Annotated in this window: 11 protein-coding genes, 6 pseudogenes and 1 riboswitch; of the genes and pseudogenes, 1 reads left to right on the top strand and 16 read right to left on the bottom strand. The window is 35.7% G+C overall.

Annotated elements, in window-relative coordinates; all coding sequences use genetic code 11:
* Nucleotides 1-38 precede the first annotated feature (38 nt).
* The 8 genes and pseudogenes from OEI98_RS03650 to OEI98_RS15245 all read right to left on the bottom strand — a co-directional run.
* A pseudogene (locus OEI98_RS03650) lies at nt 39-188 on the bottom strand (hydroxyethylthiazole kinase); the annotation flags it as partial.
* 40 nt (nt 189-228) lie between these two features.
* Nucleotides 229-1407: a putative hydroxymethylpyrimidine transporter CytX gene (cytX, locus tag OEI98_RS03645; protein WP_266039642.1), complete on the bottom strand. Its 1179-nt coding sequence runs from the start codon at nt 1405-1407 to the stop codon at nt 229-231.
* A 28-nt stretch (nt 1408-1435) separates the two neighbouring features.
* Nucleotides 1436-1921 (bottom strand): energy coupling factor transporter S component ThiW, encoded by a 486-nt coding sequence (gene thiW / locus OEI98_RS03640; RefSeq protein ID WP_266039640.1) that lies wholly within the window; start codon nt 1919-1921, stop codon nt 1436-1438.
* Nucleotides 1914-2707 (bottom strand): annotated as a pseudogene (thiM, locus tag OEI98_RS03635) (hydroxyethylthiazole kinase). The gene thiW and the pseudogene thiM overlap by 8 nt, the downstream one beginning before the upstream one ends.
* The gene (thiE, locus tag OEI98_RS03630) at nt 2704-3345 is read right to left on the bottom strand and encodes a thiamine phosphate synthase (RefSeq protein ID WP_003870578.1); all 642 of its coding nucleotides are present in this window, start codon (nt 3343-3345) and stop codon (nt 2704-2706) included. Before thiE ends, thiM begins: the two are co-directional and overlap by 4 nt.
* A gap of 3 nt (nt 3346-3348) precedes the next feature.
* Entirely contained in the window at nt 3349-4143 is a 795-nt protein-coding gene (gene thiD, locus OEI98_RS03625; RefSeq protein ID WP_004397442.1) for a bifunctional hydroxymethylpyrimidine kinase/phosphomethylpyrimidine kinase, read from the bottom strand.
* A 57-nt stretch (nt 4144-4200) separates the two neighbouring features.
* A riboswitch (TPP riboswitch) is annotated at nt 4201-4303 on the bottom strand.
* A gap of 384 nt (nt 4304-4687) precedes the next feature.
* Nucleotides 4688-5887, bottom strand: coding sequence for an iron-containing alcohol dehydrogenase (locus OEI98_RS03620; RefSeq protein ID WP_004397452.1), 1200 nt, complete (start codon nt 5885-5887; stop codon nt 4688-4690).
* 399 nt (nt 5888-6286) lie between these two features.
* A pseudogene (locus tag OEI98_RS15245) lies at nt 6287-6343 on the bottom strand (hypothetical protein); the annotation flags it as partial.
* A gap of 446 nt (nt 6344-6789) precedes the next feature.
* On the opposite strand from OEI98_RS15245, the pseudogene hydE reads away from it, so the two are divergent.
* A pseudogene (hydE, locus tag OEI98_RS03615) lies at nt 6790-7826 on the top strand ([FeFe] hydrogenase H-cluster radical SAM maturase HydE).
* A 22-nt stretch (nt 7827-7848) separates the two neighbouring features.
* On the opposite strand, the gene OEI98_RS03610 reads toward hydE, so the two are convergent.
* The 8 genes and pseudogenes from OEI98_RS03610 to OEI98_RS03575 form a co-directional block, all read right to left on the bottom strand.
* Entirely contained in the window at nt 7849-8577 is a 729-nt protein-coding gene (locus OEI98_RS03610) for a hypothetical protein (RefSeq protein WP_003870575.1), read from the bottom strand.
* Nucleotides 8574-9841, bottom strand: a pseudogene (locus OEI98_RS03605) (NAD(P)/FAD-dependent oxidoreductase). The gene OEI98_RS03610 and the pseudogene OEI98_RS03605 overlap by 4 nt, the downstream one beginning before the upstream one ends.
* Nucleotides 9838-10287, bottom strand: coding sequence for a 4Fe-4S dicluster domain-containing protein (locus OEI98_RS03600; RefSeq protein ID WP_004397458.1), 450 nt, complete (start codon nt 10285-10287; stop codon nt 9838-9840). Before OEI98_RS03600 ends, OEI98_RS03605 begins: the two are co-directional and overlap by 4 nt.
* An 11-nt stretch (nt 10288-10298) precedes the next feature.
* Nucleotides 10299-11804: a glutamate synthase-related protein gene (locus OEI98_RS03595; protein WP_004397460.1), complete on the bottom strand. Its 1506-nt coding sequence runs from the start codon at nt 11802-11804 to the stop codon at nt 10299-10301.
* The gene (locus OEI98_RS03590; protein ID WP_003870571.1) at nt 11801-12925 is read right to left on the bottom strand and encodes a class II glutamine amidotransferase; all 1125 of its coding nucleotides are present in this window, start codon (nt 12923-12925) and stop codon (nt 11801-11803) included. The genes OEI98_RS03595 and OEI98_RS03590 overlap by 4 nt, the downstream gene beginning before the upstream one ends.
* 365 nt (nt 12926-13290) lie before the next feature.
* Nucleotides 13291-14001: a type 1 glutamine amidotransferase gene (locus OEI98_RS03585; protein WP_266039632.1), complete on the bottom strand. Its 711-nt coding sequence runs from the start codon at nt 13999-14001 to the stop codon at nt 13291-13293.
* 19 nt (nt 14002-14020) lie between these two features.
* Nucleotides 14021-14291 (bottom strand): annotated as a pseudogene (locus OEI98_RS03580) (transposase); the annotation flags it as partial.
* A gap of 115 nt (nt 14292-14406) precedes the next feature.
* Nucleotides 14407-14745, bottom strand: coding sequence for a P-II family nitrogen regulator (locus OEI98_RS03575; RefSeq protein WP_004397466.1), 339 nt, complete (start codon nt 14743-14745; stop codon nt 14407-14409).
* Between the last annotated feature and the right edge of the window lie 31 nt (nt 14746-14776).

Raw genomic sequence — 14776 nt, 5'->3', positions numbered from 1 at the left:
AGCTGCACATCTTCCCTGGTTAAGGATAGCAGGTATTTTATATTTATGTACATGGCATTTGAAATCGCGGTAAAATCATATGCCTCTTCTTGCAACATTGCCATTGCAGGTGATGCTCCAAAACTCAAAAGTGCGTTTGCATTATCATTCATCACAACATAATTTGTGATGACATGTATAAGTGGCACTTTCCCTTTTACGAGTTCAAAAGTTTTACAATTTCATCAATCATAAAATTTTCTCTTTTCTTTTAAAAAAAGTTTGTGTTACAGTATAAATTACAGCAGTCAAAAATATTGTTGTTATGGTGGGAGTTAGATACCATTTTAATAATGAAGTACCGTTATATACCATGTAATTATACGTAATAATTCCAATGATAGATGATACAACTGCAGGAATATTAAGGTACCCACTTTCTTCATATTTTAATATAAAGAAGCCTACAAAAACTACTGTGTATACTGGAATAAATACACTACCGATAGCATATAAAAAGTTTTGATATTTATCAATTGGGAATAAATATGCTGCTATGATACCTATCAGCGAATAAATTATTAATAGCTCTTTTTTACTGAGCCTTGTTTTAATAACTGCCATTGTAGATATCGCAGCAGAGTATACATCCATAAAAGTAGTCGTCACTGTTGATAAAAGTATTATTAGCAATGGTACAAACCCAGTTTTTATTGATGCAAAATATGAAATTATATCTTTTCCTTCCGTTTTCAATGAAACAAAAAGACCTATAAAATACATAAAACAGCTTGCAATAAAATAACCTAAAAATGTATATATAAAGCTAGATTTTCTATTTTCACTGTTGTTCGTATAATCTCCTACTAAAGGCAGCCATGATACAGGCATAGCAACGGCAAGTTCGATTGCATCTACAAAACTTATATTACCTGTTGGTGTTAAAATTTTCCCGCCCTTTAAAAATACTACAACACCAATAGTCAATATAAACAACAATATTACTGCAATGTTATTTACCCAGTATACTTCACTTTCAAAAAATAGTGACCATAATAAAACAGATGTGCCTACAAAAAGTATTCCTACACCAACAGACATACCAATGGCACCATTAAAAGCTTTTGCTGATTGTATAATCATGACTGCTGTCCATCCAATCAATTGTAGAATGTTTAGTGCTCCTAAAAAAATTGTACCTTTATTGCCCAAAACAACTTTTGTTGATTTTATTGCTGGCAACTTAAGGATGTATGACATAAGCCCCCCAAGCGAGAAAAATAATGTACCAATGATATGGCCTATTAAAATAGCCAACAAGCCTTTAGTTAAACCTAGAGGTGCAAATAGCGAACCTGTATAGATTTCAGCAATTGAGATTGCTGCACCTGCCCATATTAGAAAAAGGGTAAAATTTTTAATTTTCATGATTCACACCCGCCTTTCTAAAGTAAGTTTATGAGATAAATTTCTTATATTTTACTAAAACCAATACCACTACATATCCTATAACCGAGCCTATTGTACTGGAAAGCGAAAATGGAATGACAAACATAAAAGCCGCGCCTGAACTTCCCAGTATATACTTAGCTATAGGATAAGAAAGCAATGCCCCTATAATGCCTGTCCCTATAACTTCTCCTACCGAGGCAAAATAAAATCTATGTGTAAATCTATAAAGATATCCAGCAATAAATGCACCAACCATTCCTCCTGGAAATGCCAAAAGCGATCCAACACCAAGGATGTTCCTCAATAGTCCTATAATAAAAGCTACTTCTAACGCTCCCCAAGGTCCCAAAAAAACTGCTGAAATAACATTAATAGCATGTTGAACAGGTGTAACTTTGGCAACACCTACACTAAACCATACATATTGAGAGGTAAAAGTGCCTATAGCAATAATAAGTGCCATAAAAACCATACGATGTATTTTATTCATACTCCACCTTCTTATCTTTTTCTATTATCTCCGGCGTGAGATTATATATCTCATCAAAAAATGTCACTTTAAAACTGCCGGGCCCTTTGACATTGCTGCTTTGAGCGGCTCTTTCACCTGCTACTCCAAAAGCTACAAAAGCTTCTACTGTAGCTGCAAAATAATCTTCACATACTCCGCAGAAGCTCGCTACTACAGAGGTAAGCATACAACCTGTGCCAGTAACAGTGCCCATCATAGGATGCCCATTTTTTACATACGCAATTCTTTTTCCATCAGTAATTATGTCAGTAACACCTGACACTGCTACTACAACGTTGTACGCTTTGCTAAATCTTTTGCAGCTTCAGAAATATCATCTGCTCCGCTTTGAGATTCTACACCGCGTATCTTCCCACCTTTGCCTGCAAGTATTGAAATCTCAGCACTATTCCCTTTTATCACAGAAATTTTTACCTCTTCTAATATCTTTTTTGAGCTTTGTGTCCTAAGCTTCGTAGCTCCCGCTCCAACAGGGTCTAATATAACTGGTACTTTAAGTCTATTTGCAGCCTTTCCTGCCTTTATCATCGCTTCTACTTGTTCATTTGTAAGAGTGCCTATATTTAAAACTAAAGCATCTGCTGCACTTACCATTTCTTCTACTTCTTCCAAGGCATGTGCCATGACTGGCAATGCTCCTATAGCCAGTGTTATATTAGCACAATCATTGACAGTAACTATATTTGTAATATGGTGAACTAAAGGTTTTTTCTCTCTTAAAATTTTCAACAATTCTTTTTTCATTTCAAATTCCTCCTATCGTTTATCGCTTTTGCTATAACCTCCAAAAGTTTTCTTGTATTGTTTTCTATATCCCCATAAAATACAGCTGAAACTGAAGATATCCCGTCTACTCCCGACTTTAACATGACTTCATAAGCATTATCTTTTGTTATACCTCCTATTGCAACTACGGGAATAGTGACTGCCTCTTTTATCTTTTTCAGCCCTTCTATTCCAATAGCTTCCGCCTCCGGCTTTGTAGGAGTCTTAAACACCGCTCCCACTCCTAAATAATCCGCTCCATCTCTTTGTGCTTTTAAAGCTTCTTCCACTGTCCTCGCTGATACCCCTACTATTTTATCATGACCTATTACTTTTCTTACAACATCTGCCGGCAAATCCTCCTGTCCAACGTGAACTCCATCTGCATCTACTGCCAAAGCTATATCCACTCTGTCGTTAATAATGAGAGGGATTCTATTTCTTTTTGTCACTTCTTTAACTTTGAGAGCAATTTCATAAAATTCCCTACTTGATATGTCTTTTTCTCTCAGTTGAATTACTGTTGCACCGCCTTTTATTGCTAATTCTACTGCGTCAGCAATATCCATATCCTTTATGTAAGACCTATCCGTTATAGCATAAAGGGTTAAGTCCATATCTCACACCTTCCTTATTTCTATATTCCAAAAATGGTTAGTGGGACCTACTCCATGCCCTATGGCCAACGAATGTTTTATAGCCCCTGTAATGTATGACTTCGCTCTTTTTATTGACTCAACTAAATCATAGCCTAAAGCGATATTGGCAGCTATAGCTGAGGAAAATGTGCAGCCTGTACCATGCGTGTTTTTAGTATCGATTCTCTCTGATGTAATTTCATAAAACTCTTTTCCATCGAAAAATACATCTAAAGCATCTCCTGTAAGATGTCCACCTTTTACCACCACTGTTTTTGCACCAAAATCTAAAATTCTTTTAGCTGCCTCTTTCATGTCATACACACTTTTGATTTCCCTTCCAATTAGCTCTCCTGCCTCCATAAGATTTGGCGTAACTACAAGGCTTAAAGGAATCAGTTCCTCTTTCAAAGCCTCCACTGCTTCCGGCTTCAATAAATAGCTTCCACTTTTTGAAATCATAACAGGGTCCAACACAATATTTTTTACATTGTAATCTTTTAACCCTTTTGCAACCATTTTAATTATGCTTTCATTAGATACCATACCTATCTTCACTGCATCTGGGTATAAATCCTCAAAAATTGCCTTCATCTGCAAATACACCATATCAGGACTTATATCCTCAATTCCCAAAACCCCCATTGTATTTTGCGCTGTTATTGAAGTAATGACACTCATGCCGTATACTCTATGGGCTGAAAAAGTCTTTAAATCTGCCTGTATACCTGCTCCTCCCCCAGAGTCAGAGCCGGCAATAGTAAGGGCTAATTTCATAAAAACACCTCCAAATAATAAAATAAGCCCACCTGTGAGGTGAGCATTTTTACAAATGTTTTAAAAAGCATGCTTCCCTACGCAGGCATTACCCTGACAGGTTCAAAGGGTCGGGAACGAATCCCCTCTCAGCCACTTTTTGGCTCCCCTAGCACTTGTCATATTTAGTTTTAAGTAAATTGCTTAAACTAATTATACCACAAACGCAAAAGAATTCAACAATTATTTTGAAAATGATATCAATATTTAATGAGTTAAGTTATAAGTTCCCCTTTTTCTGATAAAATTTAAGTGTTAACAAAAAAACATAAAATTACTGCCCTTAGCTCATTTTTGTAAGCTAAGGGCTCTCCTCAATTTCTCAGTCTTCATTTCTTATTTATCAAAAAGATATCCTATTTGAACTTGTTGTGCTATTGTTTGTCCTTCGCTGTCTGCAAAGATTAAAATTTCTTTGCCTTCAACATGGTTAAAATAATAACTATACTGTTCTTGTTCATTGCCTATTGTCTATCTGCTTGCTGTGAAATTTTTAAATTAAATTTTAGAAAGATTCTTCATAAATCTTGGCAATAACAGCTTCAGTTGCTTCCACTGGTGCATTAGAAAGCAATCCGTCCAGAGAAGGCGTAGTTTTAGCAAGCTTTACCAGAGTCGGAACATCCTCTTTTGTGAATCCAAAGTCCGAAAGTTTTTGGGTGCATCCTACATTAAAGAGCCATTCTTCAACCTTTTTAGCTACATATTCTGCTTCAGCAGGCAGACCTTTTAGCCCAGGCACTATAGGACTATATACTTCAGCCAGAACTTCTGCAACAGATGGATAAATAGCCTTTACCACTGCAGGCAGTATAGCACCAAGTCCAAGACCATGAGCTATCTCGGGTTTTACTGCACTCAGAGGATGCTCTAGCGCATGGGTAAGGTGCAAAAGGCCATTGTCAAAAGAAATACCAGCTAAAGCAGAAGCGTAAAGCAAATAGTATCTGGCCACAAGGTTTTCAGGGTCATTTACAGCAGCGGGTAGGTAACGAACTATCAACCTCACTGTTTCTTTTGCCATTAGGACGCTGTAAGGTGACGCTACAAGAGTGGTAGCAGCTTCGGTAACGTGGTTTAAAGCATCTATAGTAACCGCTATTGTCTGTCTTTTGTCAAGCTTTGTCATAAGGGAAGGGTCATCTATGGCATACATAGGATACAGGCAATCATAAGCAATTGCAGGCTTATAATTTTTTTCTGGGATTGTAGCCACCGCAAATCTGTCTACTTCGGTACCAGTACCATGAGTAAGGTTTATAGCTATAATAGGAGCAGCTTTTTCAGGTATGAATTTCTGTTCATAAAGTTCTCTTGCATTTTTATCAGTGTATTCCAGCAGTACAGCCACACTTTTCGCGGTATCTATAGGGCTGCCACCGCCAATGCCGATAACAGCTTTTGCCCCAGTTTCCCGGCCGATTTTGGCCGCCTCATCGATCATGTCAACAGTAGGATTGGGTCCAACCTTGTCATAAAGTGAATATTTGAATCCAAGTGTCTCAAGAGCCGGTTTTACCACATCCCAGGCCCCACTGGCTTTATAGGAACCTTTACCGGTTACAAGAATGACATTGTTGATACCTTTGTTTTTAAGAACTTCTAGAATATCTTTTATCTTTTTTATACTACCTATTCCAAAATAAGTCGTGTTTTTGCAGCGAAGTTCAAAAACCTTATTTGGATTTATTTTTGTTTCCCACACTTTAATTACCTCCTATTGTTAAATTTATAACAATCTCTGTATACAATTATAGCACTATCTTAGAAAATGGTCAACCCCAAGTTATAATATCTATTCTTATCTATTACCTTTATTGCCCCATTTATAAATCCTTATAGTATAGTAAGTAACTATATTTACTTATTCTTTCTTTAAAGAAGTATGAAAGGATTCTATACATGCATTATCATAAGGACATCCTTTACTGCTAAATGAATGTTAATAATCGGCGTATACTAATAATATTAAAAGTCAGGGGCTTGAAATTATCAAACTTCCCTGACTTTTAACATATTTTTGTCTCACGTTTGCTAGTCTACAATTACAGTAGCTGTACCAGTGGATTTATGTCAATATGGTAGACACAAAAACTCGAAATTTTTATGCAGATTTTTTAATCAAATCCTCAAATTGTTGCGGAGTCATATACCCTATACTGCTATGTAGTCTTTTTCTATTATACCAAGCTTCAACTCTACTATAGTGTTTTTGAACTCTTCACTATATTTTCTTTGACCTCTTGGCATTTTGTGACACTTTCTCTCTTTATATTTTTATTTTAACCTGTTCGAGTTAAAGTGTCTACAATAATATAATAACACCATATCACAACATTAAAGTAATGTGAATGGATATATTGACGATAACAAATATATTTTAAAAACATCTTTTCTTTTAGAGCATTAAATGTTAAACTCATATCGTAAAGGTTTCTCCTTCTATCAATGTTTTTAGCTTTAACAACTAATATTAGAGAAATACGGTACTTTCACGCATATTTTAAAAAATTACTCATTTTTATTTAGCCACAAAAAACTTTGCTATCTTTTTAATAATTTTATTTGCCAATTTGAAGTTTAAATTTATTGAGGTAGGTGAACTTTTTGTTAGAACTAATAAAAAAAGCTGAAGAAACACACACTCTCTCAAAGAATGAAATAGTTGAGCTTTTAAAGGACGATCAATATAACGATGAATTATTTAAAGCCGCGGATAGAGTAAGAAAAAATATGTGGGAGATGAAGTGCATTTAAGAGGACTTATTGAATTTTCTAATATATGTAAGCAAAATTGCTTATATTGTGGTCTAAGAAGAGATAACAAAAATATAAAACGTTATAGATTAAAGCCAGAACAGATAATTAATTTTGCCAAAAATGCCCGCAATTTAGGATATAGAACTGTAGTATTGCAGTCTGGCGAAGATGATTTTTTCAATGTTGAAAGGATGACTAAAATCATAAAATCCATAAAACAACTCGATATTGCAATAACTCTAAGTATAGGCGAAAAAACAAGAGAAGAATATAAGGCATATAAAGAAGCTGGAGCAGATAGATATTTGTTAAGAATAGAAACAACGGATAAAGAACTTTATGAAAAACTCGATCCTAATATGAGTCATGAAAATAGAAAAAGGTGTCTTAAAGATTTAAAAGAATTAGGTTACGAAGTTGGAACTGGATGTCTCATAGGACTTCCTGGACAAACTATAGAATCCATTGCAGATGACATTCTATTTTTTAAAGAAATTGATGCTGATATGATAGGGGTTGGTCCATTTATCCCGAATCCCGATACACCATTAAAAAATGAAAAGGGAGGCACATTTGAACTCAGTTTAAAAGTTATGGCCATAACAAGGCTTTTGATGCCTGATATTAATATTCCGGCAACTACAGCAATGGAAACCCTAAATGTTAATGGAAGGTTGATAGCACTTCGTAGTGGAGCAAATGTTGTAATGCCAAATGTTACAGAAGGGGAATACAGAAAATTGTACGCATTATATCCAGGCAAAATCTGTATAAATGACACTCCCGCCCATTGCTTTAGCTGTATTACTGGTAAAATAAATAGCATAGGCAGACCAATTGCAAAAGATTATGGCTATAGGAAAAATGTCATGTCAAAAAAGTAAGGGACGGGGTCTTCCCCGTCTTTTATGCATACATATTTCCATAGGGTCTTTTGCCTATCGGATGCAATTTGACAAAAGAATGATTCATAATCTTTTGAAAATCATAATCAAAATATTGACAAAAATTTTCAACATACTTTTGGATAAACGCGTAATCTTTGTCATCTATCTTTTCTTTAATAACTTCTTTTCCAAGTTTATAGTCTTCTACATCTCCTCTCAAATATATAACTCCTCCATGCATACCTGTACCACAATATTCTCCAACTATATTTTCATCATTTTTCAAGTTTAGCACAATCATACATCCACCTGCCATATATTCACCAAAGAAATCTCCTGCACTTCCTCCAATAACTATTACGGGAACTTTATCTTTGTATTCTTTCATGTGTATGCCAACTCTATAACCAACACTATCTTTTATATAGATAGATCCACCCCTCATTCCGTAACCAACGACATCACCTGCATGTCCATGTATAATAATATTCCCATCGTTCATTGTATTTCCTATTGCATCCTGTCCATTACCAAAAACTTCTATTGTAAGGCCGTCCATAAAAGCCGCCATGTCATTGCCAGGTGTACCTTCGATATTTATTTTTGTAGTCCCAGATAAATTATCTCCTATATATCGCTGACCATTGACATTTTTTAAATTAATTATGTCTTCACCTGAACGAACTAACTCTTTAATTATTTCATTAAGGTCTCTATAATAAATTCCTGACGCATTTATGGTTTTCATCGTACCACCTCCAGGTCAAGCATTTTTGCCTTTCTTAATTCTTTTGGCAAATATATAAATCCAAAATCATCATTTAAAAGATATTTCTTAAATGGAGTTATATCCGTTTCATTTTTTATAAACCCAGTAAATAATCCAGCCCTATCAATATCATTAATTAATATAAATCCTACTAACCTATTTTCTTTTACCACAAATTTTTTATAAGACCTCCTGTTATGATCAATTTTAGAGATAATCTCAAATTCCTCCTGCTGTGGATTTGTTATACCAGCTGTTATCATATTTGTATTTTTATAACCTATTGAGTTCATAGGGAAAATCCCTTTAAAACTTTTATTTATGCCAATCATGTTGAGCCCTGCAATTTCCCCTTGCATGTATGCATTTGGCCATATTGGCACAACCCTATTTGACTCAACAAGCATATCATAACCTTCGGCTACATCTCCTGCTGCATACACATCTTCAACGCTTGTTTTCATAGTGTTATCTACTAAAATACCACGGTTTATAGAAATTGATGTGTTTTTTACAACATCAACGTTTGGCACAACGCCTATCGCGATAATAAGATTGTCGGCTTCTAATTCCTGCCCATTTTTGAGCAAAACCCCTTTAACATATTCATCTCCTATGATTTTATCCACTGTTGTTCCCGTAATTATTTTTATGCCGTCATTCTGAAGACTTTGAGATACCAAAGATGCTCCTTCTGTATCAAGAATTGTACTTAAAATTCTATCGGCAAGTTCAACTATTGTTACATCTACCCCTAAATGGTGAAGACCTTCTGCTGCTTTGAAACCGATGAGACCACCCCCTACAATTACAGCTTTTGAACCCGGCTTGGCAGCTTCCTTTAATTTTTTAGCATCGTCCATTTTAATAAAAGTATGAACATTTTTTTTGTTTAATCCTTCTACTGGAGGTATTATAGGTTTCCCGCCCGTTGCAATGAGAAGTTTGTCAAAACTTATGCTATCCCCGTTTTCAAGATACACTTCTTTTTTCTTTCATCAATAGAAACAACTTTAATACCAAATATAGTTTCTACTTTATTTTTGCGATAAAAATCTTTCTCTCTATATATCATTTTATCCTCAGACACTAAATTCCCAAGATAATAAGATATAAGGGGCCTTGAATACACGTGATATGTTTCATCCGAAATAACAACTATTTCAGAACTTGTATCATATTTTCTTATTGCCTCTACTGCACCTACCATCGCAACAGAATTACCAATTATTACTATTTTCATGCAGAAATGCCTCCTTCCCTATAGACAAGTGCCTCATTAGGACAATTCTTGACACAAGCCGGCTCTCCCGCTTCAGCACATAAGTCACATTTTGATGCAACCTTATTATTTACATCTCTTATAATTGCACCAAACTCACACACAAGCACGCAAGTCCAGCATCCAACACATTTATCTGTATCACAAATTACAACACCAGTTAACGGATCCTTTTGCATCGCTCCTGTAATACATGATTTAACACATGGAGCGTCATCGCAATGCCGACACTGGAGTGAAAAAGATACAGGTTTATTTTCTTCTATGACAATTCGTGGTGTCGGCCTCTGGGTTTCCAACTTAAATGCTTTTAAAACATCTTTATACTTTGAATGAGATGTAATACAGTATACTTCACATAATCTACATCCAACACACACTTCTTCTTTCACATAAATCTTTTTCACAAATATACCTCCTATTCGCCGGCAGCAAGAATGCCAAGTATATCAAGTTCCTTTTGCGTCATTCCTATGCCACGAAGCATTAACCTATTGCCTTTAAGACTTTCAATATCATTTATACCCATTCCACCAAGCATTTCTTTTATTTCATGACTCCATGCTTGAACAAGGTTAACAAGACGTTTATATCCGATTTCTGGGTTTAATCTTTTAACAAGGTTAGGATCTTGTGTAGCAATTCCCCAATTGCACTTTCCAGTATGGCATTTTTGGCACATATGACATCCCAAAGCAATCAAAGCAGCTGTTGCAATGTAAACGGCATCTGCGCCAAGAGCTATTGCTTTGACTATGTCTGCACTGTTTCTAATACTACCAGCTGCAACTAAAGATATTGTATGTCTTATACCTTCAGAACGGAGTCTTGCATCTACAGCAGCTATTGCAAATTCAATTGGAATTCCTACGTTATCCCTTATTCTCTTTGGAGCAGCCCCTGTACCGCCTCTAAATCCGTCTATTGCTATATAATCTGCTCCAGCTCTTGCTATTCCCGAAGCTATTGCCGCCACATTATTGACTGCTGCAATTTTAACACCAACAGGTTTTTGATAATCGGTAGCTTCCTTCAATGAATATATTAATTGCGCAAGGTCTTCAATTGAATAGATATCGTGATGCGGTGCAGGAGATATAGCATCACTTCCAGGTGGTATCATCCTTGTTGCCGAGATGTCCTCACTCACCTTTTCACCGGGTAGATGACCACCTATCCCAGGCTTTGCACCCTGACCAATTTTTATTTCAATAGCCGCCGCAGTATTAAGGTATTCTCTATCAACACCAAAACGTCCTGATGCTACCTGTACAATTGTGTTTTTGCCATATTTCCGGAAGTCCTTATGAAGCCCCCCTTCACCAGTATTATAAAGTATCCCAAGCTCTTCAGCAGCTCTTGCCAAAGCTGCGTGAGCATTGTAACTTATTGAACCATAAGACATTGCTGAAAACATTATTGGTGTCTCAAGTTTGAGTTGTGGAGGCATTTTTGTTTTAACATTAAGGTTTTCGTCTATTTCTATCTTGTCAGGCTTCCTACCTATATATACCCTTAATTCCATAGGTTCTCTTAGTGGGTCTATAGAGGGGTTTGTAACTTGGCTTGCATTTATAACCATTTTATCCCAATATACAGGATACGGCCTATCATTTCCCATGGATGACAGAAGAACTCCACCTGTTTCTGCCTGTCTGTATATATCTCTTATAGCATCGTAAGTCCAATTGGCATGTTCTTTAAATGTTTGAGGATGTTTAATAATTGTAAGAGCTTGTGTTGGACACAATACGACACATCTTTGACAATTTACGCAATTCATATCATTTGAAATCATTTTATCTAGATGTTCATCATAACTGTGAACTTCAAATGAACACTGTCTCATACAAACCTTACAGTTAATGCATTTATCGTAATCTCTGAGTACTTTAAATTCTGGAGTAAGGTAGCTTAAACTCATGCAGTAACCTCCTTTGTAGAATACATTTCTTTTTCGTTGTCACGTATGAGCTCAGCTATAACAGGTTCTCCACCTCTAGGAATCCATACGCTTTCAGGATTTTTGCATACTTGCCTTATTGCTGACTCTTCGCTGGCTACATATATCATATCGCCCTTTTTTGCAGCAGTAAGTGGCCTTAGTTTAATCCTATCGTTTATTGCCACAAAGCCATCTTCATATGCTATTATCATTGAAAATGGACCATTTAGGAGTGCTCTCCCATAAATTATTTTCAGGTTAGTGTATAAAATTTTTTCTTTTGGTGACATCCTTTCAACCTGCTTCCACAAAGGCGATGCAACTACTTTGCATGCAAGTTCTATTGGTAAACCATGTCTTCTTAATAGAAGATCGAAAATGTATGCCGCAACTTCTGTATCAGTTTGCAAGGTGCAAATATATCCAAACTCTTCTAAATATTTACGATTAGTATCGTACGAAGAAAGCTCGCCATTGTGAACAACAGAGATATTTAACAGATTAAAAGGATGTGCACCACCCCACCATCCTGGTGTATTCGTTGGAAATCTACCGTGAGCCAACCACATATATCCTTTGTAAGATTCCAATTTATAAAAATTTGCAACATCTTCTGGGTAACCTACTGCTTTAAATACTCCCATATTTTTCCCGCTAGAAAAAACATATGCGCCTGGTATGTTACTGTTTATATTAAATACAAATTTAATTGTAAATTCATTTTCATCCAGTTCTGATAATTTCAATTTCTCTGGCCTTGGTATAGCAAAATATCTGTAAATTAATGGTGCATTTTTAATATGTGCCGTTTTTCGTGTGGGTATTTTTTCTTCTAAAGCGACTATATAATTTGCTTTTAAAATATTCTCTGTTTCCTGTTTAGCTATCAAATCATCATAAAACATATGAAATGCAAAGTAATCTTTAAAATCTGGATAAATGCCATATGCAGCAAAACCACCTCCAAGACCATTTGATCTATCATGCATTGTCGCGATGGAATCTGCTATAGATTGCCCCGAAAATAGACGACCAGTGCGATCAATTATGCCACTTATAGCACATCCCGAAGGTATTCTTACATAACCTTCCTTCAACATTTTATAACCCCCTTAAAAAATTTTTATATGCAATATTTTTTTTGAAAGTTGCATCAAGCGAAAATGTTTACTGTTTAAAATTGTCCTCAAATTGTGGCAAAATGCTTATCACTCCTAAATTACGAGTGTTATGTTAATTATAATATATTTTATTAATTTTGCAATACGTTAATATGAAAAATTCATAAATTATTTTTAGGTTAATTCTTCACTTAAACGTAGTGGGCAAAAAAAAAAACAGTTAGATACTTTAACATCATAGGTAACTTATATGTAGAATGACAACACCCCCACTTTCTACGCATAAAAAGTGGGGGTGCTTTTTTATATCTGCAATGCTCTTTCTATTGTTCTCGTTCTTCTCCCTAAACATCCAAAAGTCGGCAAAAATTCGCCCAAAAACGGGAAAAAACTTCCTGATTCTTTTCCCACAGCCTTTTTGTCTCCTCTTTAAGTTGAGCCACTGCTCCTGGTCCAGCAAACTCTATAAGTTCTTCTTGATAAATCTCAGTCCAATAACTAACGATTATAGGTGTAACTTCTGGGTGAAATTGTAAAGCCCAGGCACAATCCTGATAAGCAAAAGCCTGGTTAGTACAAGTTTCACCTTCTGCAAGGAGAACAGCCCCTTCAGGCAGTTCAAAAGTATCTCCATGCCATTGAAAAGCCCAAAACTCTTCTGGCAAATCCTGAAAAAGAAAGGCCTTTCCCCCTGCTTCTGTCAAATGTATTTTATACCACCCAATTTCTTTTACCGGGTTAGGTTTAACTGTTGCTCCCAACGCCCTGGCAATAAGCTGCCCTCCCAAATATATTCCTAATACTGGTATTCGTCTTTCTATCGCATCGCGTATAAGTTCTTGTACTTGATAAAGATATGGGTACTTTTCTTCTTCGTATGCTCCCATTGGACCTCCCAATATTATCACAGCTTTATAATTAGCCACTTTTTTAGGTAAAATAGTTCCTGGTTGATCCATTATACAAATATCTAACTTCCATCGTTTTTTCGAAAAAATTTCAGCTATAAGACCTGGTCCTTCCTGACTTACATGTTGGATAATTAAAACTTGCATTATCTCATCTCCTTTGCTAAACAATAGGGTCAAGACTTTTACAAAGTTCAGAAATTGTAGATTTTGAAAATTCAGTATCATAGAGTTCATAAGTGATTTCTTCAGCTTTTCGTGTAGATACTTCGTTAACCACCATCTTCATTAATGCCAATAAAAGAGCCTGTTTCTTAAATAGTAGCCATTACGATAGTTTTGCCTTTCTTCCGTTCTTTCATATGTTTCAGCTTCGATTTTTAAGTAGCTTGAGCTAGTAATATTTGATCAAGTACAGATTTTAAGAGTTTGCATAACTTTACATAAATATACATTTTTAGAGGGGTGCAAGAGGCAAGGCAGACTATCTTTCATTTGGAGGTATTTTGAATGCCTCCTATTGCCAAATTGTAAGTATGGCTCCCCCAAACTTTAAATTGCGCTTTCACCTTTTTCGCCAGTTCTGATTCTGACGGCATCTTCAACATTGTATATAAATATCTTACCATCGCCTATATTACCTGAGCGGGCAGCTTCGATGATTGTATCCACAATTCTATCAACCTCAGAATCCTTTACAATCAGCTCAAGCTTTATCTTAGGTAAAAGGTTGATATTAATCGCAACACCTCTGTAATATTCTGTCTTTCCCTTTTGAAGACCGCAGCCCATTACTTGGGACACTGTCATGCCCTTTATCCCAAGTTGATTTAAAGCATCCTTTACCTCTTCAAGCTTTTCAGGTCTGATAATACACTCAATCTTTTTCATTGACCCTCACCCTTTTTAAATAAAATTTATC

Origin of the sequence: Thermoanaerobacter sp. RKWS2, assembly GCF_026240795.1 — a bacterium.
Lineage (GTDB): Bacteria > Bacillota > Thermoanaerobacteria > Thermoanaerobacterales > Thermoanaerobacteraceae > Thermoanaerobacter > Thermoanaerobacter ethanolicus.
This window is presented reverse-complemented; position numbering and strand designations above follow the sequence as displayed.

What these genes read in the sequence shown, in the direction of transcription:
- cytX (WP_266039642.1), bottom strand. Translation starts at nt 1,407, where the DNA reads ATGAAAATTAAAAATTTTACCCTTTTTCTAATATGGGCAGGTGCAGCA.
- thiW (WP_266039640.1), bottom strand. Translation starts at nt 1,921, where the DNA reads ATGAATAAAATACATCGTATGGTTTTTATGGCACTTATTATTGCTATA.
- thiE (WP_003870578.1), bottom strand. Translation starts at nt 3,345, where the DNA reads ATGGACTTAACCCTTTATGCTATAACGGATAGGTCTTACATAAAGGAT.
- thiD (WP_004397442.1), bottom strand. Translation starts at nt 4,143, where the DNA reads ATGAAATTAGCCCTTACTATTGCCGGCTCTGACTCTGGGGGAGGAGCA.
- OEI98_RS03610 (WP_003870575.1), bottom strand. Translation starts at nt 8,577, where the DNA reads ATGAAAACCATAAATGCGTCAGGAATTTATTATAGAGACCTTAATGAA.
- OEI98_RS03595 (WP_004397460.1), bottom strand. Translation starts at nt 11,804, where the DNA reads ATGAGTTTAAGCTACCTTACTCCAGAATTTAAAGTACTCAGAGATTAC.
- OEI98_RS03590 (WP_003870571.1), bottom strand. Translation starts at nt 12,925, where the DNA reads ATGTTGAAGGAAGGTTATGTAAGAATACCTTCGGGATGTGCTATAAGT.
- OEI98_RS03585 (WP_266039632.1), bottom strand. Translation starts at nt 14,001, where the DNA reads ATGCAAGTTTTAATTATCCAACATGTAAGTCAGGAAGGACCAGGTCTT.
- OEI98_RS03575 (WP_004397466.1), bottom strand. Translation starts at nt 14,745, where the DNA reads ATGAAAAAGATTGAGTGTATTATCAGACCTGAAAAGCTTGAAGAGGTA.